The organism is Siminovitchia sp. FSL H7-0308 (assembly GCF_037980985.1).
Classification (GTDB): Bacteria; Bacillota; Bacilli; order Bacillales; family Bacillaceae_C; genus Siminovitchia; species Siminovitchia thermophila.
This window is the reverse complement of sequence record NZ_CP150282.1, coordinates 3453620-3475827: the sequence shown is the minus strand read 5'-3', so window position 1 is coordinate 3475827 and position 22208 is coordinate 3453620. Positions and strand designations below refer to the sequence as shown.

Here is a 22208-nt window from a genome sequence, read left to right as displayed (position 1 = left end):
ACAAGTGGGTTAATGCTATAAGATGAAAAATTCATCCTTGACAGATAATTTATAGTGGGATAGTATATAAATACGTTTATAAATGACGTTTCAACTGAATAATAGGTAATTTCTTATCCAGAGAGGTGGAGGGACTGGCCCTTTGAAGCCTCGGCAACAGACCGTCAAGGTACTGTGCCAATTCCAGCAGGCTGTTTGTAAGCTTGAAAGATAAGAAGAGAACAAATGACGTTTAAAGCAAACCTCTTCTTATTTTGTAGAAGAGGTTTTTTTAATGGGGGGATGAAGATGGCAAAAGTGGAGGAAAATGCGATTGAAGACATTGTTTCGGCCTTGAAAAAGATGGAATATGGTTCATTGGTCATTACAGTGCACGATGGAGAAATCACCCAAATTGATACGACTGAAAAAAAGCGTTACAACATGCAAAGGAAACAAAGGAAAGTCCCGATGATGAAAGCAAACAAATGAAAACAGGCTGCCGATTAGACAACTAAAGGCATCTTCTCAATGATCATGCATTGGGAGGGTGCTTTTTTTGTACCGTTGCCTAAAATGGTAGCGAGAAAATAGCAAATGCAGAGAAGAAGGGTGACTCCTCAGTTCTTTCATAAAAAGGATGTGGAAGAACTAAGAGTTTTGGGATTTTGCGCTCCATACGACTGTAAAGGAAGAAAAATCATTCATGGAAGGGATTTGATTGGTTGGTGAATGATACATAATATTTGTTGGATATAAAACCGGTGGCCAATTAAAAAAATGTAGCAAGTTTAATCCGTTTGGGTTGAGAAGAACATGCTCATACAGTTAATTAAAATCGTTTTCACTTAAAGGGAGGAAAATAAAATGAGTGATATTGTCATTATTTCAGGAAGTCCATCTGAATTTTCCAGATCTGGAAAGATTCTGGATTATCTAGGCAGATTGCTGGAGAGGGAACATTTTTCAATAAAACATGTTTCAGTAAAAGATATTCCGCCGGAGGACTTGGTTTACGGAAATGTTCATAGCCCTGCCATTCAAAAAGTGTCACTTGTTATTCAAGAGGCGGCGGGGGTGATTGTCGGATCACCGGTTTATAAAGCGGCTTATTCGGGAGTTTTAAAAACATTGTTCGATCTTTTGCCTCAAGATGTGTTTAAAAATATTCCGGTATTGCCGCTCATGACCGGGGGCAGCCCGGGCCATTTATTGGCGATTGAATTCTCATTGAAACCGCTCATTGCTTCTTTAAAAGGAAAAAGTCTTCAAGGACTTTATTTTCTCGATAGCCAAATTAACAGGGAACAGAAAAACCCAATCATTGATGAAGAAAGCCTTTTACGTACGAAAAAACAGCTTTATGAATTTATCGAAATAGTAAAGAAAAATAAGCGTCTTGCGTCTTCTTTATAAAACAGAAAAGAGACATTTGGTAATGAAATGCTTGCTGTCGATGGCAGGGGCACTTCGAAAAACCGATGTCTCTGTTTTTTTTAATAGATGTTGTTTTTTATCCAGGAAGTCCTCGTACAAACTGATCAAGAGGCTTTGGCGTAACCTGTAGGCAGGAAGTTCCAGCACTGCATTTCAGCAAAAGGCAACACGGGAGCTTGCTATGCGGCCAGCGCTGTACTAGCAGGCTTTGTTACTATATACATCCTATTTCTGATCCTTTTTTAACCGAAAGTGGAGCATAATGAGACGCAGCCCCGCTCCAAAATCCAGTGTGGCTAAAATTATCAGCAAATAAACCATAAAACCAAAGCCGTTCTTATCCACTTGCTGGACAGCAAAAAATGTAAAAACAAACCCCAAGACGATATATAAAGTACCTGAAAATAATGGTGACCTCATGAAAAGAACCCTCCTATCCACCATACAAATTGTGCTGTTTTTTCTATATATTTCTCCAGCTTATCGACAAGGAATAACTGAAGTATGACAACGATCGTGTTCATCGAGACATGTGCGATGATAGGAACGATAATTCTTTTCGTCATAACGTATAAAAAGGCAAATACGAATCCCATGGTAGCATATAAAATAATGTGAACAGGCTCGAAATGGGCCAGTGCAAAAATGACGGAACTCAGTAAAGCGGCTACCCAGAAAGGGAAGCGGTCGTACAAGCTTCCGAATATGACTTTTCGAAATACGATCTCTTCTAAAATGGGCCCAATAATGGAACTGATGATGACGATTGCCGGAAATAACTCGATCAATTGTAAAATTTGCTGTGTATTCTCTGATCCCGGGTTGATGCCAATCGCCTTCTCTACCAAACCTGCGGAAATCTGGGCAAAGAAGGCCATAAAAATACCGATAATTGCCCAAGTAAAAGATTGTCCGACGGGGAGCGGCTGGTCCTTCTCTATTTTTGTATACTTCTCATTTTTTCTCAAAAGAAAAAGAACAAGGGCAAGTCCAACACTAAAAGAGAACAGAATCCAATAACCAACCGCATTCACTTTCATTTGCTCCGGATCAATATGAAGCACCTTCGTACCTATTTGGAAAAAGAGCGGTACTCCAATATAAGAGGACAACTGCATAACGATAAAAGTGAGGACAATCAAAAGATATGATTTCTTCATGAAAATAGTAAATCTCCTTCATATATATCGAACGATAATTTCTATTTTACTCTTAATGGACGATTGTTTCAAACAGCGCGTTTATGTTTTCCTTCCCCTGCCCTAAAAATATCCTGTGCCCATTTTTTTCATTCTGGCGAAAAAGTTTGACATAGGCAACTAGTGTGCATAAAATATAAATTAAAGAAATGTTGGTCGGGGGAAACATTGTAAAGACAATCCAACTTATATGAGGGAGGTAAAGGAGATGAAAGGTCATGAGTTGATTGCTCTTAATGAAGCCAACACTGGGGATTGCATCAAAATAAAGAAGTTACTCGTAACGGGCACGATGAGGAGAAGGTTATTGGATTTAGGGTTTGTCCCTTCGGCAGAGGTGATTGTGCTGCAAAAAAGTCCTCTCGGCGATCCGATTGCCTTTCGTGTCAGCCATACGACTATTGCCCTGCGAAGGGAAGAAAGTTCAAAAATATATGGGGAGTTAGTAGCAAATGAATCATCAGCAACCAGTTAAAATTGCGTTGGCAGGCAATCCGAATGTTGGAAAAAGTACTTTATTTAATACATTGACAGGACTAAAACAGCATACTGGCAATTGGCCGGGAAAAACCGTTATCCATGCGGAAGGGCAGTTTTCCTATAAGGGGGTAGATTACACAATCATTGATCTCCCTGGTACGTATTCCCTTTTTTCCAACTCGGCGGACGAAGAAGTAGCAAGAGATTTTATTGTCTTCGAGCGGCCGGATTTGACGATTGTTGTGCTTGATGCCACCTCGATTGAGCGGAATTTGAATTTGGCGTTGCAAGTCATGGAAATGACAGATAAAGTGATTGTCTGCATTAACTTAATTGATGAAGCAAAGAAAAAAGGGATTTATATCAATGAGAAAGCATTAATGAAAAAACTCGGTGTTCCTGTCATCAAAATTTCTGCTCGTAACAAAGTGGGCATCAATCAGTTATTAGATACGATCGACAGGATGATCTCAGGAAAGATTTCCACTTCTCCGTATCAAATACAGTATTCACCAGAGATTGAAAAGAAGGTGGAAACATTGATTCCCCATGTGCAAAGAGTGTTTGGCAAAGAGCTTCCCGCCCGCTGGCTCGCCTTGCGGTTGCTTGATGGGGATGAATCATTTATCACTGCTTATTCTAAAAAGATAGAGAAAGAACGGGGTGACGGATTGACACATGAGCACTCATATCCAGCCAAAACCCAACAACTATAATGAATTATTACATTTGGCACAGTCGCTATCAACGGAAGATATTCGTGATGAGATTGTTACTAATATTTACCAAACCTCAAATGCCATTTGTGAAAAAACAATTGCTTATAAAGCCCCGGAAAAATTGCGGCAAACAGAAAAGCTGGACAAAATTTTCACATCGAAGGTTTGGGGATTTCCCATTATGCTTGCGATGTTGGGAGTCGTCTTTTATATCACGATTGCCGGGGCAAATGTCCCTTCTACCATGTTGGCCAATACGTTCAATTGGTTGGAGCAGTATATAACGGCTTTTTTCACATGGATTCATGCGCCTGAATGGCTCCATGGCATCCTTGTTTTAGGGCTTTATCGAGGTACGGCGTGGGTGGTCAGTGTCATGCTTCCTCCGATGGCGATCTTTTTCCCCATGTTTGCCCTGTTGGAAAACTACGGGTATTTACCCCGAGTGGCTTTTAATATGGATCGGCTCTTTAAAAGGGCAGGTGCCCATGGGAAACAGGCGTTAACAATGGCGATGGGTTTCGGCTGTAACGCGGCTGCCATAATGTCTACAAGAATCATCGAGTCGCCACGGGAAAGAATGCTTGCGATTTTGACGAATAACTTTGTTCCGTGTAATGGCAGATGGCCAACGCTGATCTTATTAGCTTCTTTATTTATGGCGGTAGGCTATTCCGGTACAATGGGAACATTGGTGACGGCCGGGATCGTCATGGGAATGGTGTTATTTGGAATCGTCGTCACACTATTTGTTTCATGGGCTTTATCCAAAACCGCCCTGAAAGGAGTCCCGACTCATTATACATTGGAGCTTCCTGCTTATCGTCGTCCGCGGTTTTGGGAAACGATTATTCGCGCCACGCTAGATAAATCATGGTTCGTGTTAAAAAGAGCGGTCATTATAGCGGCTCCCGCCGGTGTGATGACGTGGGTGGCTGCCAATATCTATATCGGGGATACGAGCTTATTAATGTACTTCGTCAACTTTCTGGACCCCTTTGCCCAATTATTGGGATTGGACGGATTTATTCTGATGGCCTTTATTTTTGGACTTCCGGCGAATGAAGTCGTATTGCCGATTTTATTGATGGGTTACTTATCAACAGGTGCCATGACAGAAGTAGAAGAATTAACCGCGATCAAATCAATCTTTGTAGACCATGGCTGGACGTGGTTAACCGCTTTGAATATGATGCTGTTTTCATTGCTTCATTATCCGTGCGGGACGACATTATTTAATATTTACAAAGAAACGAATAGCAAGAAGTGGACATTTGTTGCCTTTGCATTACCAACAGCGATTGCGATTATTGTCACATTTATCGTTGCCCAGGTAGTAAGAGGATTCGGCTGGGTGTAAAAATATCCGAAAGAAAGCTCCGGAAGCAGATATACCCTTGTCAAATAGACAGATTGAAAAAAAGACCATGCAACCAGTGTGATTCGGTATTAAACCGGAAAACACTGGTTAGTGGGCTTTGTCAAATTACGTGTTTTTAATCAAAGTATTTTATATGTGAGGTATTCTAAAAGAGGCACATTTGGCGTATTTGTCCATTCCGTAGCTATCATCCAACCAAAGGGCTCTTCTTTAAATAGAGATCCAATATTGATAAAGAACAAACACTGTTTTTCCTCGTGGTGGCGGATCCTCGAAGATATTTGGGCTGGAACATAAGTTGAAAACGAATTGATTTTAGTATAAATCGTGAAAATAAAGCCGCGTGAAACCAAGGTTTTTAAATAAGATTCATGAGGTTTATTCATTTTTATAAAGTTTTGTCCCAGCTTTTTTTCTTTTTTGCGTATAGGTACACGGTTTGTTTTCGTAATCGTGCACCAACCAACCGGACGTGTGTCACCAATGTGTAAAGATCAGATCCGCTCATAATTCAGCCCCCATGCTTGTTAATTTGTCTTAGATGCCTACTTTACATAACTTAAAAGGACAGCGTCGCTCTTCATTAAGGTTCGTCCTCTTAGCAAATTTGATATGCGATAACTTTTGGAATAATGCGATACATAAATTATCAAGATTCCTCGTTCCAAAATTGCTTATATAGCTTTGCAAGATCGTATAAATCATCTGCAATCATTTCCATTAAGATCATTTTTTTCCCAACTATTAATAAATGTATTGAAAATAATGCTTGTTATTTACACTCTGCTCCTTTCATTTTCAATGGTTTCCATACACTAATCCGAATACTTAATTTTTTTATGCGCCGGTTTATAACATTTGTAGCAGTGAAAAAATTCATAGTTCCATATGTAAGCGGAACGAGGCAACCTCCTGTATAACCACAGACAGTTTTTTATTGAAAAAAATCTGTAATGGCTTGTCTTGCTTAAGCTCCGATCAAAAACAAAACAAAAGGGATCGTAAATAAACTAAGGAGCGTAGTGGCCAAAGTCGTAAAGGAAACGAGATCCGGCTCGGTATCAAATTGAATCGCAAACATAGTCGTATTCGCCGCAGCGGGCATCGCCGATTGCAAAATAAGGACCGCTTTGATTAACTCATTAACAGGGAAAAAATGCAAAATAGCAACTGCGATCACCGGTGAAATGACCATTCTAATGACAATTCCTGCGGAAGCAAACTTGTAGGGAACGCGTTTGCGTTTGATCGCAGCAAGCTGCATGCCCAGGACAAGCATTACAGTTGGAATGGATGCATCCGCTACAAGGTCAACAGCATGAAAGGTTGTTTCCGGAAGCTTAATAGAAAACACTTGCAGCAAGATGCCCAAGAAAGCCCCATGAATGACAGGCATGCGAATCACCCTCTGTAGTGACTCTTGAAGGGAAGCCCGCTCTTTTCCGCCGATCGAAGCGAAGAAAATGCCGAGCGAATTCATCAAGAAAGACTGGAAGACCATGACAATCACTGCATAATCGAACCCGGCTGCTCCCATCGCAAAGAGAACGACAGGAGCACCGTAATTTCCGCTATTCATAAAGGCCCCGCCTAAAATCAGTGCGGACAGCTGTGAGCGTTCCGCATCCATCATTTTGCTCGTTATCCAGACAATCAGAATCAAAGAGACTGACAATACACAGCAAAAAAGAAATATGTATACATAGTCGATGGTCAATTCATGTTTGTAAAATGTGCGAAAAGCTAGAAAGGGAGACATTAAATATAAGGCGGCGGTTGAGATCGAACGAATATCAAATCCAATGACTTTTTGTCCGATAAATCCCGTGAAAAATATTAAAAAAATTGGCAAAACCATCATTACAAATTCCATATCCCATTCATCCCCATCTCTATACCTACGACCATCATATCAAAATTCCGATACATTCAGAAACGTCGGCCATAATGAAAAAAAAGAATCCAAACCAGAAAGAAGGTTTGGATCACCCAGAAACTTTCATTCTATTAAAGCACTTTACTCAAAAACGCTTTCGTCCGTTCACTTTTTGGATGATTAAATACTTCCTCGGGTGTGCCCTCCTCAACAAGAAGCCCTTGATCCATAAATAACACACGATCTCCCATTTCTCGTGCAAAGCCCATCTCATGTGTAACGACCACCATCGTCATCCCTTCAACCGCAAGCTGTTTCATGACATCGAGCACTTCATTGACCATCTCGGGATCGAGGGCAGATGTCGGTTCATCAAACAGCATGACTTTCGGTTTCATCGCCAAAGCTCTGGCAATCGCCACACGTTGCATCTGCCCTCCGGACAGTTGTTCTGGATACGCATTGGATTTATCTCCCAGCCCCACTTTTTGAAGCAAGTGGTGCGCGAGCTCTTTTGCATCATGCTGGTTCATTCCCCTCATTTTTATCGGAGAAATCGTAATATTATCCAGCACGGTCATATGGGGAAAAAGGTTGAATTGCTGAAACACCATCCCGACTTCTTTGCGTATCGCATTGATGTCTGTCTGTCGGTCATTTACGCTGACACCGTTGATATAAACGGCTCCATCCGTAATTTCTTCCAATAAATTAATGCATCTTAAGAAGGTGCTTTTCCCGGATCCACTCGGACCGATCACACATATGACTTCTTTTTCCTTAATTTCATAGTCAATCCCTCTTAATACTTCCAAATCTCCAAACGATTTACATAATCTTTCAATTTTAATCATCTGCTCACCCTCCCGCCGATGGTGAACGGCCAAATGAAAATACCCTTCGTCTTTGAGTTGGGATATAACTGTTGCTGAACCGCTTTTCCACATATGTAATGATTTTCGTAAAAATATAAGTCAGCAGCAAATATAAAATAGCGACAGTGATGTACGGCTCCCAAAATCTGGCATATGCTCCTGCAACGACTTTACCGGCATATAATAAATCATTCGCGGCAATGACCGTAACGAGTGAGGAATCTTTCAATAATGCGATCAACTCATTTCCTAGAGGCGGAACCATTCGACGAAACGCCTGTGGTAAAATAATGTAGCGCATCGCAGTCTTGTGTGGCATTCCGAGTGATCGCGCCGCTTCCATCTGGCCTCGCTCAATTGATTGGATGCCCGCGCGGATAATCTCCGCGTTATAAGCGGCGCAGTTCAACATAAGAGCAATAGCCCCCGAGATGAAATAACCCAAAGAATGGCCAAAAATCGTAGGGATAACAGCCAAGTGAATGATTAAAATTTGCACAAGTAGCGGGGTGCCACGGAAAAAGTCAACATAATACTTGCACGGGTAATAGATCCATTTTCTTTTTGACAGCTTCCCCAAACCGAATAGTAACCCTAAAATAATCCCCCCGACATAACCGACCGCTGTAAGACTGAGAGTTACCCAAATGCCCCGAATAAATAACTCCTTATAATTCCAAATCATATCCAGCCGGATATCTAAAAAGTCGATGATAACCACCTCCTGATGTGAGCCAGTGTCTGATCATCAATGGCAATGCAATTACTCAACATCATAACCGGTGATTTCTTTTAACTTTCCATTCTCTTTGATTTTTTTGATTCCTTCGTTGAGCAAATCACGTAATTCTTGGTTTCCTTTTTTCACCATTAAACCATAATACTCTTTTTCAAAGCTCTCATCTTCAATCACTTTTAATTTTTTGTCTGGATTGTTTTTCAAATATTCATTGACAACCGAGTTATCCCCAACCGCAGCGTCGGCATTGCCATTCAGCATCTCTTCAATGGCAAGCGGCATTGTTTCCGCTGCGATGATATTAGCGCTCGTATTCCCCATAAGTTCTTTTAAAACCTCATGGCCTGTCGTATTAATCTGGACGGAAGCCTTTTTATCCTTTAAATCTTCAAGCTTGGATATATCCGAATCTTCCGGAATGAGTATCACTTGATTGGCAATATAATAAGGATCTGTAAAATCAAATTCTTTCTTGCGCTCTTCCGTCATTGTAATAGAAGAAACGGCGAAGTCTACTTCTCCATTTTTCACCGCTGGAAATAGCGGTTCCCAGCCGATATTTTTAAACTCAACTTCCGCTCCCACCTCTTCTGCAACCGCTTTCACAACATCGATGTCAATACCGATGATATTTCCACTGCTATCCATGTACTCCATAGGTGCGTATGTGGCATCTGTTCCAACGATGAATTTCTTTTTGTCTCCGGCGCCCTCACTGGCTGATCCTTCTTCTTTTTTTCCTGCTTCTTCCGAGCCGCCAGTGCCGCAGCCGAACAAAACGAGGCTTAAGCAAACCAACAAGAAACCGATAGGCCAAAGACGCATGCCTTTTCTCATAAATGATTTCCCCCTTAGTTGATTTTGTATGTACATCTGAAACACAAAACTATTCAGTTACTTCAGATGATTAATACAATTATAAGCGAATTGGCCGGGCTAATCAATAAAACAAAGAAGGAAGGAGAGATAGACAGAACGGGGAAAAATAGTGATAACCCATTTCATAGATGGAAAAACGCCTATGTTTGTTATATGTAATGCTCCATCACTCTGTCGAAAATAGTAAAAAACTTTTTCAATAAAAATTTGGGGGTTTATACTTGCAAAAACAAATGAAATTATTTAATATTATATCTGGGTTAGCACTCACCGGGTGCGAGTGCTAATAAACATAAAACTTACATATTTTTAAGGAGGTTGTTTCACTTGTTAAAACCACTTGGGGATCGTGTTATTATCGAGCTTGTTGAGTCGGAAGAAAAAACAGCAAGCGGCATCGTGCTTCCTGACACAGCCAAAGAAAAACCACAAGAAGGAAAAGTAGTTGCCGTTGGCACAGGACGTGTTCTCGACAGCGGTGAACGCGTACCGCTTGAAGTTTCTGAAGGCGACAACATTATCTTCTCTAAATATGCTGGTACAGAAGTGAAATACCAAGGTACAGAATACTTGATTTTGCGTGAATCTGACATATTGGCTGTAATTGGCTAATGATTATGTGATCTTTCCATATGAAAAAATCTTAACGATCGATAAGGAGGCATTTTATCAATGGCAAAAGAGATTAAGTTTAACGAAGACGCGCGCCGTGCACTGCTTCGCGGAGTAGATCAACTGGCTGACGCCGTTAAAGTAACTTTGGGGCCAAAAGGACGAAACGTTGTTCTTGAGAAAAAATTCGGTTCTCCATTGATTACGAATGACGGTGTAACCATTGCGAAAGAAATCGAGCTTGAAGATGCTTTTGAAAACATGGGAGCCAAACTTGTATCTGAAGTAGCAAGCAAAACAAACGATGTGGCAGGGGACGGTACAACAACCGCTACAGTACTTGCACAAGCCATGATTCAAGAAGGCTTGAAAAACGTTACGGCTGGTGCCAATCCGGTTGGCGTTCGCAAAGGAATCGAAAAAGCGGTTGCCGTTGCTGTGGAAGAGCTTCATGCTATTTCTAAGCAAATTGAAGATAAAGAATCCATCGCGCAAGTTGCCGCCATTTCTTCCGGTGACGAAGAAGTTGGCCAATTGATCGCAGAAGCAATGGAACGCGTTGGAAATGACGGTGTCATCACTGTTGAGGAATCCAAAGGATTTACAACAGAGCTTGACGTTGTAGAAGGTATGCAATTTGACCGTGGATATGCATCTCCTTATATGGTAACAGACTCCGACAAAATGGAAGCTGTTCTTGAGGATCCATATATCTTGATCACGGATAAAAAGATTACAAACATCCAAGAAGTTCTTCCACTCCTTGAGCAAGTGGTCCAACAAAGCAAACCATTGTTGATCATTGCTGAAGATGTAGAAGGCGAAGCATTGGCAACACTTGTTGTGAACAAACTTCGCGGAACATTCAACGCAGTTGCTGTCAAAGCTCCCGGATTCGGTGACCGCCGCAAAGCTATGCTTGAAGATATCGCTATCTTAACTGGCGGAGAAGTCATCACTGAAGATCTCGGTCTTGACCTGAAAACAGCCGGCATCCAATCTCTTGGACGTGCTGCTAAAGTGGTTGTTTCCAAAGAAAACACAACAATTGTTGAAGGTGCGGGCGACTCTGCAAACATTGCAAGCCGCATCAACCAAATCCGCGCGCAACTGGAAGAAACAACTTCCGAGTTTGACAAAGAGAAACTTCAAGAGCGCTTGGCGAAACTGGCTGGCGGCGTAGCTGTCATCAAAGTCGGCGCTGCAACTGAAACCGAGTTGAAAGAGCGCAAACTTCGCATCGAAGACGCATTGAACGCTACTCGTGCGGCAGTTGAAGAAGGAATCGTCTCCGGCGGTGGAACAGCACTTGTGAATGTTTACAAAAAAGTGGCTGAAATCGAAGGCGAAGAAGATGTGGCTACTGGTGTCAGAATCGTTCTGCGCGCCCTTGAAGAGCCTGTACGTCAAATCGCTCAAAACGCCGGTCTTGAAGGCTCCGTCATCGTTGACCGCCTGAAAAAAGAAGAAGTCGGCATCGGCTTCAACGCTGCAAACGGCGAGTGGGTCAACATGATCGACGCTGGTATCGTCGACCCAACAAAAGTAACGCGCTACGCGCTCCAAAACGCAGCTTCCGTTGCGGCTATGCTTCTCACTACCGAAGCAGTTGTTGCCGACAAGCCGGAAGAAAACGCTGGTGGCGCCCCTGCAATGCCAGACATGGGCGGCATGGGCGGCATGATGTAAGGAAAACTCTAAGCCCTTGATATACCAAGGGTTAGAGCACTTATCATCAAACCGTGGTCATTTTATTGGTCATAAGCGCCGATAAAATCACTCTAAATATGGAGGTCTCTCATTAATTCACTGAATTTTTGAGAGGCCTCTTTTTCTAATCCTCTTGTCAGATGTCCGTAAATTTCGTCCGTCGTCGCTACTGAAGAATGCCCGAGCCTATGAGAGATAACTTTCATATTAACATTTGCTTCAATTAACAACGAAGCGTGTGTATGCCGGAATGAGTGTGGCGTGATGTGCTTACATAAGTCAGGCATTTTTGCTAGCAGACGCTGTAGACGGTTGGAAAATTGTTTAATTGTACACGGATAACCTTCCGAACAAGTGAAAATGAAACCCTGATCTTTGTATAAGCGTTTATTTTTCTTAATAAATTCATTTTGCTTTTCCTTTAGTTCCTTTAATAACTCCATGATGGTCGAATCAATCAGTATCCTTCTCATGGAGCTCCTCGTTTTAGGTGTTTGCAATTCAAATTCACGCTTATTGTTGCTTGGGTTATAGTAGGTCTTCGTAATCGAAAGAGACGAATTCTGAAAGTCTAGGTCCTTCCATTGAAGTGAAATGACTTCTCCTATTCGCATACCGGAATAGGCGAGAAGACTGAAGAATTCGTAGTCGTTCGGTAATCCTTCGTCTTTTGCGATTTGCAAGAAAACCTTCAGTTCTTCTTTTTCTAGAAAAACAAGCTTTTCTTCGTTCTCTTCGTATTCAAGATTCTTAGGCAGTTTATAGTTGTCCGTTGGATTTTTGTTGATATAATCCATTTCAATCGCATAATCGAATATCATTTTAGCGACGATATGAATACCTTCCCTCGTGTTGTACATGTATTTAGATACTAGAGAATTCATATACTGCCTGTACACTTGCTTTGTGATTTTATGAATAGGTGTCTGTGCCCAAACATTTAATAAATGTTTGGCAGAGCTTTTACGGTTTCTCGTGGAACTTTTCTTTCTAGTAAAAGGGTAAGATTCAATCCATTCCTCATATAATGCCTGAAACTTCATATTTTCCCCTTGAAAGTATTCACCCCGTTTAATTTGTAGCTCAACTTCCAATGCTGCCAACTCTGCCTCTTCTCGTGTTTTAAATCCTCTTCGTTTTATTTGTCGTGGTTTGTTTGTAATTGGATCTCTCCCATTAGAAACGACAAAGTACCATGACGACTTATCTTGGTTAATATAAGCCATTCTCTTTTCTCTCCTTCATGACGTTTACTGTTCACAGAAAACGAATGTCAAAGAAGAGAATTGACTAACTTACTCCAGATCAAAAAGCAATTGAACCATCTTCAATAATTTCTCTCGTTCTCCTTTCTCTAGTATTTTCCCCTGCACCATAATGATATTTTTCTTATCCTCTAAAATGGAATCTATCTCATAGTAAGTAGCAGAGGGCAGTTTCCAACTCATCGTGTCTTTATCTACATAGTTGCTGTGCATGACCAGCTCGTTATATTCCATATCCAGCTGCTTAGCAATCTTCCGTAAGGTGCTTGGTTTCGGCTTTTCGATATGGTTATTTTCGAGCTTGGACAAGTAGGACTTTGATGAATCAATGAGTATAGCCAGTTGATCTAGAGTTAAGTTCTTACTTAATCTTCTTTGACGTACTACTTCTCCTAATGATTTCATCTCGCTTCATCCTTTTAAAAATGACGTGTGTGGCTACCATATTACAATATGTCGGTATGAATATCAAAGTTTATATATTAGAAACAAAGAATTTTTTTTAAAACTACAAAACTACATGTAGTTTATTGAAATGACGCTGTTTTATAGGCTTTGTATACTTGTTTAATTATCACCGATAAAAGTTGAAGTGATAGTAAACTTTTCGGTTGCTTTTAAAAAAACTCTATTGTAAAATGTGGTCAATTCAGTCATTGAAGTTTAATAGTATTTGAGACTATTACTTAATGACAGAAGAAGGGAGGTGAGCTTTATGAGAATCATGGAATTCAATGAAGAGGCGATCAATCAACTTGTTTTAGAAAAAGTGGACGAGCATATTCGCTCATTGGAATTGGAAGAGGATGTGTATTTCATGGATGCCAGACAGTTGGAAAAATACCTTAGCTTGTCCTGGCCGACAATCTCAAAAGTATTCCTGAGTGATCCGAACTTTCCAACGTTAAAAAAGGGGAAATGCTATATGTTCCATAAAAAAGACGTGGATCGTTATTTAGATAGCTATTACGAGGAATTAAAGCGTAATGGGAGAGATATTTTGAAGTATCGGAGGAAGGGTTGAAACCAATGAAGAAACACAAAAAAAGCCCCTTAACTCACTGCAATGAGTTAAATGGGCACTTAAAAAACTGTTCACGAATATTTTATCGTATAGAGGCGATAATCGCAACGTCCCGGTTTGGGGGGCGTTGTGATTGATGGCGTATGAAATGTTTAGAGAAGAAGTGAAAGGGTTTGGAATTCCAGACCCTTTTTTCACTAAGGATAATAGATTATATAGGGTAAATAGGAAGAATGATGAAGAAGAGTTTATAAGCAGACACGTTCCCTATGTCACAAAATGCTTTGATGATATTGAAAAGAATAATGTGCAATATGAATTAAAATGGTTTCATGAAGGCAAAGTGTACAGCGAAGTTGTTCCGGCAATCGCCTTGGCAACAAAGAGAGAAGTTATTTCCTTGGCAAATAAGGGATTCAGCAGCAATGACCGGAATGCCCGGCATCTCATCGAGTATTTTGATCTGTTTCTGACAATCAATGGAGTTAGAAAATCGATGGTGGTGAGCCGTCTAGGATATTTAGGAGACCATTTAATCCATCCGTTATTAGAAACAAAGTACCGTGTAGTTGCGCCAGGAGAAGGTGAGCAAGAGCGGTTAAACGCCTTCAAGGAACTCGGCACAGCTCGGCGGTGGGTGGATTCAATCTTTGCACCATTTAGGCTAAATGCAGAGGGAGCCTTTGCAATAGCCTCTTCCTTTGCGTCTGTACTGTTCAAAGAGTTTAATCTGTCACCAATAGTTGTAGACATATCGGGTTCCTCTACGAACGGCAAGACAACCGTCCAGAAGGCTTGTGCGAGTGTCTGGGGAGTGCCAAAGGATTATATGGGTACCATGTCCGCAACCAAAGTAGGGATAGAACGTCTTGCAGGTTTTTTAAATGCTTTCCCGTTAATTTTGGATGACACCAATACTTCCGATAAGCCCCATGAATTCCAAAACATGATTTATCAGTTCGCCAACGGTAAAGGCAAGCTACGTGGAAATATAGAGGGTAGCCGGGCGATCAGTGGCTGGCAATCAGTATTCATTACAACAGGAGAAAACAACATACTGGAATATACAAATTCACAAGGGGCTGCTGCCCGAGTGATCCCGATAACGAACTTTAATACGGATAACATTGACAGTAAATACTTTGAGACGTATGACGATGATGTAGAACAAATTTGCGGCGCAATCGGTGTAGAGTTTATCAAACGCTGGAACATGAAAAAAGAACAATATAAACATCGCTTCGAATTATTAGAACGACAATACAAAGAAGCAGCTTCAACAAATAGAATACTGAAAAGAATTGCACGACCTTTTTCATTCATCGTATTTGTCGCTGAAGTCTTGAATGATCTTTTTAATGACGAAGGAATGGATATGCCAGTAGATGACTTTCCGGAACTTTTCTTAACCATCTGTGCAGAAAATAGTCATGCAGATCGGCCGAGAAATGTATTGATTGAAATTCTGGAAGAGCTGGACGCCAATAGAAGCCATATTTTTGATGAATACGAACCGACCAATGGTACCCATGCCATCGTGAATAAAGAGGGCTTATTTTTGACTGTAAACTATGTAAAACAAAAATTAGGCTCGGATGCTAAGCAAATCAGGGAAGCGTGGATGAAACAACAATTAACGATTCAGCAAAAGAATAAGGGGAAAATAGTTGACTATAAAGTCGTGAGGCATAAAAAACGTAGTCAGCGTGCTATTCATGTAAATCAAGAGCTATTAGAAGAGCAGGGGTTCGATTTTTCTAGAAACAGTTTTTAAATTTACAATATATTAGCATGTAAATTTGTAATCTTGTAATTCAATACCTGTAAATGCCGTCATCATAGGGTTTACGAGGATTACAAATCAAATTACAAACAAAGCGGTTACTAGAAAAATTACAAACTATATGTATGAGGATTACAAGTGAAATTACAACTTGTAATCCCCTTTTTGGTTGGTGTGATGCAGTTTGTGAAGAGAAATTACAAAATTACATGGTAACAATTAGTTTGGCATTAATCTTCTATTTGAAAATACTGACTAAGACTTCTTGTATTATTTCCCGAGCATTGATACCATAGTAGGTACATGTTCACAGTATAAAAGGGGGAGTTATTATTGATTCTAAAAAAAGTAAAATTAAAAAACTTTAGAGGTTATAGTGAATGTGAGATAAACTTCTCAGATGATATAACGGCTATCATAGGAAAAAATGATATAGGTAAATCGACAATCTTGGAAGCGCTTGAAGTGTTCTTTTCTGATACTCCTAATAAGCTATTAGACGTTTCGGATTTGTGTGTGTCTGCAATTGAAAATAAGATAGAAATCACTACATATTTTGAATTAGATGAAGACGAATATTTAGTTGTTATCGACTCTAGTTATCCGACGGATTTACGTAAAGAGAATTTATTAAATGAGGAAGGTTTACTTGAGTTAAAATTGTCCGTAGAAATTAAAAGGGATGCTACCTCGATAACTGCTAGTTCTATTAAAAGAAGTTTAATGGCCTTCTATCCAACAGCTTACCAAAGCAAACCATTGATTACCTTAAATAATACTGCATTAAAAAAACTTGTAACAGAAGAATTAAGGGCTAAGCATAAAGAAATTAACCTATCAATTAACCCAACTATTAGAGCAGCATTATATTCGGAGATTGATTCTTCGGATAAGGAATTGACTGAGATCAATATAAGTGAAATTGAAAATCAAAAGAAAGCTTGGGATAAAATTAAGCTAGTATTACCTATATTTCAGCTATTCAAAGTGGATAGATCTAATAGTGATAAAGATAAAGATGTTCAAGATCCAATTAAAACTGTTGTAGCTGAATCTGTTAAAGAAATTGATAAAGAGTTTCGTATCATGGCCAAAGAAGTTGAAGAACATGTAAAAGAGGTATTAGAAAATACAATTGAAAAGCTCAAAGAGTTTTCCCAGTTTTCAGATGTAGATTTGACGCCAAATATGAATATTGGAAAAGTAGAATCACTCTTCTCGTTTGATATATTAACTGACAATGGAATTCCGTTAAATAAGAGGGGAAGTGGTGTAAGGCGTTTAGTCTTATTAAGTTATTTTCGCGCCGAAGCAGATAGACTATTAAAAAAATCTCCTAAAAATAGCATTATTTACGCTATTGAAGAACCGGAAACTAGCCAACATCCTGATTTCCAAAAAATGATAATAGATGCTTTGATTAATATTGCAAAAGTTGATAAACGCCAAGTATTTATAACAACGCATAGCCCTGAAATTGCGGGTTTTTTTGAAATAGATGATATTAATCTAATTGAAAGAAAGGATGGATATCCAACTGTTTGTTCACTAAATAGCACCCAGAAGGCAGATAGAGTAATTGAAACATTGGGGCAGCTTCCTCCTATATCAAGCAAGATTATAATGTTTGTTGAAGGGGAAAATGACATTCGTTTTATAAATACAATTGCTCAGTTACCAACTTTTAAAAGTATAATTGATATTGAAAAAGACGTGTCAATAATGCCTACAAACGGTGGGCAGTTGGTAAATATTATTAAAAAAAGATATTTAGAAAACATTGGAGTACCGGAATTTCATTTCTATGATTCGGATGTACAGAAATATATAGATATTGTAAGCGAAATGAATCAGGACAATGATGATTCTAGAATGGGATTTTGTACTGAACATAACATGTTAGAAAACTACATACCAACTAGAAGAATTAATGAGTATTTTAATACAGAAATAGAAGACTCAAAAACAATAGATATTGTCAACCATTTGAAGACTACACTAATAGGTTCTAATGATAAGCAAATTAAAGCAAAGTTAAATGAAGAGGTTATGAGGACTGTTAATGAAGAAGATCTTGTTGAGCATGGAGTATTTGAAGAGTTAATGGATATTTTCCTTATTTTAGACCATCTGAAAAATAAAAAATATACAGATGCTAAAAATATTGTTGAAAAAAGAATGCTAATCCATGTGTGAATAATAGGGAAATATTACATGGGGCTAAATTTCTAATAGCCCCATAATTTTATTTATCAGATTTTAAATTAGATAAATAGTTTATACGGTTTTCAAAGCTTTCTTTTATCAATAATTTCCATTCAGGAGCACGTTCATTACTATATGAGCGCAATTCAATAACCAACTGTTTCAAAAATTCCTCTGCATTCTCGTAAAAACCGTCTTGGAAAATAGTTTTAAATGTTTTAGTAAAGTCCTCAAGAGTTATTGGTACAATGTTAACAGACATCTGGGAATCATCGTTTCTATACCAAACGCCTATTCTAAATGTTTCTGCTGTATTTGTGTCGATCTTGTTTGCTATAAACACTCCAAACACACGCTTTCCTAAGACTGAAAACTTATCAACGTACTGAGCAACGTGACGTCTCACGGGTTCGCCTTCGGCAGCTTCTTGTCTTGAAGAGGTTGTCAAAGTTACTTCGACTACGAAAACAAAATCTTTAAATTCAAAGACCATATCCGCATCCCCACTTGGAGCATGTCTAACAGGCTTAAAGGTTCTATCGACTGGAAACTTTCGAGACTCCCATGGTTCATTGTGCAGTGAATTTATTGCTAAAAAAGCTCTCCAGACAGCCCACTCTAAATATGCGGGGCCTTCTCCGCTAGGGATAAGCGAATTTCTCTTTCCAATTCGGGAAGGCTGTTGTAATTCTGTCATGTATTTTAGAATATCTTCCCACTCATCTTTTTGTCTAATCGCATATTGTCTTTCTTGATTATGAATCCATTCATTTTCTAGTCTAATCCTTATGATGGATAAATCAGCAATGTCCATATGCTCCCAACCTTCCGGGAGAGGTTCGATAGTAGCATTGTGTTGAACTAAAAGATCAAATAAGTTTCTAATAGCTGTAATAGCTTCATGTTTCTTGTCCGTAGGCAGGGAAGCGCCTTGGCCCAAAGCTCTTTGGTAGTCTTCTTGAGAAACTGGCTTGAAAGGTATTTCTAAAATTTGTTTAACAATCGTCTTCTTATGCTCTGCAATACTTAGACCAGATATTCCTTCTTCCTCAAAAAGGCCAGTGAGCTTCAAATATCTGATATTTACATCCGCATAGGAATTTAAGCTTTCTGAACTAACTCTGCCACCATCAATTTTTGAAGCCTTTTCTCTGTATTCCTTCTCAAACTGTCTTACCCTTCCAGTAGCTTTCTGCTTAAGCTTCCTATAGTGAATGATTTCATTTACGATGTGTGGTATATCCGTCATATTATAATGAATCATTACAATAGAAGCCATTTCGTTTTTAGATATCGTTGAGTCTTGACCTAATTCCTCTAAACCCACTAAAACACTTAATACCATTCGCAACGGGTTTATAGGATGATCAATATCTCCCCATGGCATTGGATGAATAGGGGAGGGTAATTGGTGGATTAATAAGGCTCTTAAAAAACAATCCTCTTGTTCAGGGAGAGAAGAAGTGTGAATTAACCTTCTACCATTGTCTGTAATAGTGTGTGTCTCATTGTTAATAAAACCCAATCTAATTAAATTCAATCTCCATTTTCTAGAAACTGTATTATCAGTATTAGTTTGTAGCGAAATAATGCCTTCTTTGTCTAAGAGTAATGCCATTCCTTTTTCATTCTTTTTACTAAAATCTCCATGAAATTCAGAGTTAACTAAAACCTCTAATCCATCTCTTAACCTTTGGGGATTTCGCACACCGTTATCAGCAATTAACCATGGCATATTATATTCAACTCCTAGGATCAATAACCAATAAAGAGAAATTCTTCAACTTTATTTTTATTATTCCCGATTTTGTGATTTTGGTTACCAAATGAATATTGATGATTAATAGAAACTACATCCACATTACTTTTGTATTTTGCAAGCAAATCAAGCATTTCATCTTTTGTAGGTAGAGAATTTGAAGAGTAAGAAACAATTAAAACACTTTCTTTGTGTTTTTTAAATAACAAGTCAAATGCGTCATGAGCACCCTTTCTTGAACTAAAAGGAGTAGGGTAGCTTTTAAACTTTTTAGTCTTTGTTTCTTCCTGAATCTCAATTCCTTCCCAGTCTTTTACTAAACCTTCGACAAAGTGATATCTTCTAACGTATTCATTATCTGAATGAGGGCTATAGTAAGGGGGATCGATATATACAATATCGGCTTTCTTTCTAAAACTCATAGCATCCCCATTTCTAGATGAGTTTCTTTGTCCGTTATCAAATACAGCATTATTATAAATTTGCACTGCCTCAATAAAATGCTCTTGAAGAGAAAGTTGAAGATCTCTACGTCCATCATCATATTTATCAAGTCCAACGAACGTAAATATTCCTCTAGGTCTCCTTTTCATACATGCTCTTACTAATGCCGACATTGCAAGAGCCTGTTTGTTTTTATTTTTAAGCAAGGGTATCGTTTGTCTCAATTTATCAATAAAAAGGTTATCCTCATCATTATAATAAATCCCTTTAAAGGTCTTTGATACAAAATTATCAGAAACAACCTCGGTATTTAATAGCTTTTTTAAATCATTTGCAGACAAAGTTGTCTTATTATTCTCTATGAGCGCTTTAGTGAAAGTCGATGAAAAAGCCATATAATCATTGCTAAAAACTTGTTTACCTTGAGCTTTGAACATGTATGAGACAATCCCACTCCCAGAGAACAAATCGGCAACACTTTCAAACTCAAATTGTGATGCAACTGACCAAATACTTTCTAATAAATCTTTTTTACTTCCCATATAACGGGTGGGTGGATATTTTTCAACTTGATCTGGGAGTTTGATTGAAGGTGAGACAATTGAGAATCTTTTTTTGGGAGTTACTTTAACCAGCACATCCTCTCCTGTTCGCTTGGTCCCATTGCTGTTGATATTTCTTTTAGTTTGGTGAACACTGATATTATAATCAGAATACAGTTCGTGAACTAAAGGATGATTTGAATTTGTTAGAAGGACGTGACAGCCTAGTTCATGAAGTCTTTTTACTTCTTCCGCCAGTTCAACATGATCTTCTTCATAGAACTGTTCTTTGGTGTATCTTTTAAAATCAGAGTACTCACTGACCGGCAAATAAGGAGGATCTAGAAAAATGAAATCCCCCGGTTCAGCAAAATTTTGTAAAACAGTTTTATAGTCACCATGGATAATAGAAGTGTTTTGTAAGATAAGACTTGCTGCTTTTAAGTTCTCTTCATCACAAATTTTTGGGTTTTTTAAATTTGCAAAAGGGACATTAAATTTTCCTTGTTTATTAACTCTGTACAAACCGTTAAAACAAGTTTTATTTAAATAAATTGTTCTAGCAGCTTTTTGAATTGGAGATAATAAGGTTTCATTCTGCTCTCTGACTTGCAGAAAGAATTCTTTTTCATTAGGCATGGTTTTTAAAACCTCTATAACCTCCTCTACGTTAGAAGAGATTGTTGAATATAGGTTTACCAGTTCCTGATTCAGGTCTGAAATAATAGCATGTTTAGGGTTGAGATTGAAAAACAGCGCTCCTCCACCAATGAAGGGTTCTATGTATTTATTAAATTTTTTTGGAGAGGCAGCAGAAAGGACTTCGAGCATCTGTGTTTTCCCTCCAGCCCATTTCAAAATAGGACGAGCTTTAGTTGGGAATACTTCAAGATCAAATGATAAGTTTTTATTGATTTCCATTATTCTACACCTCTAAGATTAAGTCGTTACAAGAAAAGGTGACGCAAACAGGCGCCACCCCCTATAAAAAGAATTTAATAATGAACTAAATAAGTGATTAAATGCTTTACTTGTTTCGTCAATTGTAATATAATTAATGCCTTTTGTCAAAATACATTAAGTGAGGTCGTACATTAGCAATTTAGAAGGTAAAGGTAAAGGTAAAGTAAAGTAAAGAGCATAAGGAGAAACTGCTATCACTTCTCGAGATAGATCAGGCAGAGCCTGATGTTTCGGTGATATCAAAATAAAAAAGTTTGTCACACTCCTGTGACGGTGAATCGTTTATCTGTCACAGGAGTGTGACAAACTTTAAAAATATGACCCCATGAAAATATCA

The 22208-nt window shown here is 38.8% G+C and carries 20 protein-coding genes and 1 riboswitch; of the genes, 10 read left to right on the top strand and 10 right to left on the bottom strand.

The window, feature by feature from the left end; all coding sequences use genetic code 11:
• Positions 1-110: 110 nt before the first annotated feature.
• Positions 111-217: riboswitch (SAM riboswitch) on the top strand.
• 71 nt (positions 218-288) lie between these two features.
• Positions 289-471, top strand: a complete 183-nt coding sequence (locus tag MHB50_RS16405; protein WP_077112749.1) for a YezD family protein — start codon at positions 289-291, stop codon at positions 469-471.
• A 375-nt stretch (positions 472-846) separates the two neighbouring features.
• On the top strand, positions 847-1395 hold the full coding sequence (gene ssuE, locus MHB50_RS16400; RefSeq protein WP_077112751.1) for an NADPH-dependent FMN reductase: 549 nt from the start codon (positions 847-849) through the stop codon (positions 1393-1395).
• A 246-nt stretch (positions 1396-1641) separates the two neighbouring features.
• Here ssuE and MHB50_RS16395 read toward each other — a convergent pair whose 3' ends face one another.
• Together MHB50_RS16395 and MHB50_RS16390 are read right to left on the bottom strand one after the other, a co-directional pair.
• A complete protein-coding gene (locus MHB50_RS16395; protein WP_077112753.1) occupies positions 1642-1836 on the bottom strand; it encodes a YdiK family protein in 195 nt (64 codons plus the stop codon).
• On the bottom strand, positions 1833-2576 hold the full coding sequence (locus MHB50_RS16390) for a type II CAAX endopeptidase family protein (protein WP_339164787.1): 744 nt from the start codon (positions 2574-2576) through the stop codon (positions 1833-1835). Before MHB50_RS16390 ends, MHB50_RS16395 begins: the two co-directional genes overlap by 4 nt.
• A gap of 247 nt (positions 2577-2823) precedes the next feature.
• Here MHB50_RS16390 and MHB50_RS16385 point away from each other — a divergent pair, with 247 nt between their 5' ends.
• Genes MHB50_RS16385 through MHB50_RS16375 form a run of 3 tightly spaced genes read left to right on the top strand, consistent with a single transcriptional unit; the run spans position 2824 to position 5174 of the window.
• Positions 2824-3090, top strand: a complete 267-nt coding sequence (locus MHB50_RS16385; protein ID WP_077112758.1) for a FeoA family protein — start codon at positions 2824-2826, stop codon at positions 3088-3090.
• A complete protein-coding gene (locus MHB50_RS16380; protein WP_077112760.1) occupies positions 3068-3811 on the top strand; it encodes a FeoB small GTPase domain-containing protein in 744 nt (247 codons plus the stop codon). The genes MHB50_RS16385 and MHB50_RS16380 overlap by 23 nt, the downstream gene beginning before the upstream one ends.
• Positions 3774-5174, top strand: coding sequence for a nucleoside recognition domain-containing protein (locus tag MHB50_RS16375; protein ID WP_077112762.1), 1401 nt, complete (start codon positions 3774-3776; stop codon positions 5172-5174). Before MHB50_RS16380 ends, MHB50_RS16375 begins: the two co-directional genes overlap by 38 nt.
• Before the next feature lie 988 nt (positions 5175-6162).
• On the opposite strand, the gene MHB50_RS16370 is transcribed toward MHB50_RS16375, so the two are convergent.
• The 4 genes from MHB50_RS16370 to MHB50_RS16355 all read right to left on the bottom strand — a co-directional run bounded on the left by MHB50_RS16370 (position 6163) and on the right by MHB50_RS16355 (position 9522).
• On the bottom strand, positions 6163-7068 hold the full coding sequence (locus MHB50_RS16370; protein ID WP_340084235.1) for an AEC family transporter: 906 nt from the start codon (positions 7066-7068) through the stop codon (positions 6163-6165).
• Between the two features lie 134 nt (positions 7069-7202).
• Complete coding sequence (locus MHB50_RS16365) at positions 7203-7925, bottom strand: amino acid ABC transporter ATP-binding protein (RefSeq protein WP_077112766.1); 723 nt, start codon at positions 7923-7925, stop codon at positions 7203-7205.
• A 4-nt stretch (positions 7926-7929) separates the two neighbouring features.
• A complete protein-coding gene (locus MHB50_RS16360; RefSeq protein WP_339165499.1) occupies positions 7930-8658 on the bottom strand; it encodes an amino acid ABC transporter permease in 729 nt (242 codons plus the stop codon).
• Between the two features lie 51 nt (positions 8659-8709).
• Entirely contained in the window at positions 8710-9522 is an 813-nt protein-coding gene (locus MHB50_RS16355) for a basic amino acid ABC transporter substrate-binding protein (RefSeq protein ID WP_077112768.1), read from the bottom strand.
• Between the two features lie 369 nt (positions 9523-9891).
• On the opposite strand from MHB50_RS16355, the gene groES reads away from it, so the two are divergent.
• Together groES and groL are read left to right on the top strand one after the other, a co-directional pair.
• Positions 9892-10176, top strand: coding sequence for a co-chaperone GroES (groES, locus tag MHB50_RS16350; protein ID WP_077112770.1), 285 nt, complete (start codon positions 9892-9894; stop codon positions 10174-10176).
• A 60-nt stretch (positions 10177-10236) separates the two neighbouring features.
• Positions 10237-11865, top strand: coding sequence for a chaperonin GroEL (groL, locus tag MHB50_RS16345; protein WP_077112772.1), 1629 nt, complete (start codon positions 10237-10239; stop codon positions 11863-11865).
• Positions 11866-11957: 92 nt separating this feature from the next.
• Here groL and MHB50_RS16340 read toward each other — a convergent pair whose 3' ends face one another.
• Together MHB50_RS16340 and MHB50_RS16335 are read right to left on the bottom strand one after the other, a co-directional pair.
• A complete protein-coding gene (locus MHB50_RS16340; RefSeq protein ID WP_340084232.1) occupies positions 11958-13112 on the bottom strand; it encodes a site-specific integrase in 1155 nt (384 codons plus the stop codon).
• A 69-nt stretch (positions 13113-13181) separates the two neighbouring features.
• The gene (locus MHB50_RS16335; RefSeq protein WP_340084231.1) at positions 13182-13556 is read right to left on the bottom strand and encodes a helix-turn-helix transcriptional regulator; all 375 of its coding nucleotides are present in this window, start codon (positions 13554-13556) and stop codon (positions 13182-13184) included.
• Between the two features lie 310 nt (positions 13557-13866).
• On the opposite strand from MHB50_RS16335, the gene MHB50_RS16330 reads away from it, so the two are divergent.
• From MHB50_RS16330 to MHB50_RS16320, 3 genes are all read left to right on the top strand, one after another.
• Positions 13867-14175, top strand: coding sequence for a hypothetical protein (locus MHB50_RS16330; protein ID WP_340084229.1), 309 nt, complete (start codon positions 13867-13869; stop codon positions 14173-14175).
• Between the two features lie 148 nt (positions 14176-14323).
• The gene (locus tag MHB50_RS16325) at positions 14324-15949 is read left to right on the top strand and encodes a DUF927 domain-containing protein (RefSeq protein WP_340084228.1); all 1626 of its coding nucleotides are present in this window, start codon (positions 14324-14326) and stop codon (positions 15947-15949) included.
• Positions 15950-16291: 342 nt separating this feature from the next.
• A complete protein-coding gene (locus tag MHB50_RS16320; RefSeq protein ID WP_340084227.1) occupies positions 16292-18154 on the top strand; it encodes an ATP-binding protein in 1863 nt (620 codons plus the stop codon).
• Positions 18155-18203: 49 nt separating this feature from the next.
• Here the strand turns inward: MHB50_RS16320 and MHB50_RS16315 are convergent, their stop codons facing one another.
• Together MHB50_RS16315 and MHB50_RS16310 are read right to left on the bottom strand one after the other, a co-directional pair.
• Entirely contained in the window at positions 18204-19898 is a 1695-nt protein-coding gene (locus MHB50_RS16315; protein ID WP_340084226.1) for an AlwI family type II restriction endonuclease, read from the bottom strand.
• Positions 19899-19918: 20 nt separating this feature from the next.
• Positions 19919-21829 (bottom strand): Dam family site-specific DNA-(adenine-N6)-methyltransferase, encoded by a 1911-nt coding sequence (locus MHB50_RS16310; RefSeq protein ID WP_340084225.1) that lies wholly within the window; start codon positions 21827-21829, stop codon positions 19919-19921.
• Between the last annotated feature and the right edge of the window lie 379 nt (positions 21830-22208).

Coding starts and splice junctions, on each gene's coding strand:
- MHB50_RS16405 (WP_077112749.1), top strand. CDS start 289: ATGGCAAAAGTGGAGGAAAATGCGATTGAAGACATTGTTTCGGCCTTG.
- ssuE (WP_077112751.1), top strand. CDS start 847: ATGAGTGATATTGTCATTATTTCAGGAAGTCCATCTGAATTTTCCAGA.
- MHB50_RS16395 (WP_077112753.1), bottom strand. CDS start 1,836: ATGAGGTCACCATTATTTTCAGGTACTTTATATATCGTCTTGGGGTTT.
- MHB50_RS16390 (WP_339164787.1), bottom strand. CDS start 2,576: ATGAAGAAATCATATCTTTTGATTGTCCTCACTTTTATCGTTATGCAG.
- MHB50_RS16385 (WP_077112758.1), top strand. CDS start 2,824: ATGAAAGGTCATGAGTTGATTGCTCTTAATGAAGCCAACACTGGGGAT.
- MHB50_RS16380 (WP_077112760.1), top strand. CDS start 3,068: ATGAATCATCAGCAACCAGTTAAAATTGCGTTGGCAGGCAATCCGAAT.
- MHB50_RS16375 (WP_077112762.1), top strand. CDS start 3,774: ATGAGCACTCATATCCAGCCAAAACCCAACAACTATAATGAATTATTA.
- MHB50_RS16370 (WP_340084235.1), bottom strand. CDS start 7,068: ATGGAATTTGTAATGATGGTTTTGCCAATTTTTTTAATATTTTTCACG.
- MHB50_RS16365 (WP_077112766.1), bottom strand. CDS start 7,925: ATGATTAAAATTGAAAGATTATGTAAATCGTTTGGAGATTTGGAAGTA.
- MHB50_RS16355 (WP_077112768.1), bottom strand. CDS start 9,522: ATGAGAAAAGGCATGCGTCTTTGGCCTATCGGTTTCTTGTTGGTTTGC.
- groL (WP_077112772.1), top strand. CDS start 10,237: ATGGCAAAAGAGATTAAGTTTAACGAAGACGCGCGCCGTGCACTGCTT.
- MHB50_RS16340 (WP_340084232.1), bottom strand. CDS start 13,112: ATGGCTTATATTAACCAAGATAAGTCGTCATGGTACTTTGTCGTTTCT.
- MHB50_RS16335 (WP_340084231.1), bottom strand. CDS start 13,556: ATGAAATCATTAGGAGAAGTAGTACGTCAAAGAAGATTAAGTAAGAAC.
- MHB50_RS16330 (WP_340084229.1), top strand. CDS start 13,867: ATGAGAATCATGGAATTCAATGAAGAGGCGATCAATCAACTTGTTTTA.
- MHB50_RS16325 (WP_340084228.1), top strand. CDS start 14,324: ATGTTTAGAGAAGAAGTGAAAGGGTTTGGAATTCCAGACCCTTTTTTC.
- MHB50_RS16315 (WP_340084226.1), bottom strand. CDS start 19,898: ATGCCATGGTTAATTGCTGATAACGGTGTGCGAAATCCCCAAAGGTTA.
- MHB50_RS16310 (WP_340084225.1), bottom strand. CDS start 21,829: ATGGAAATCAATAAAAACTTATCATTTGATCTTGAAGTATTCCCAACT.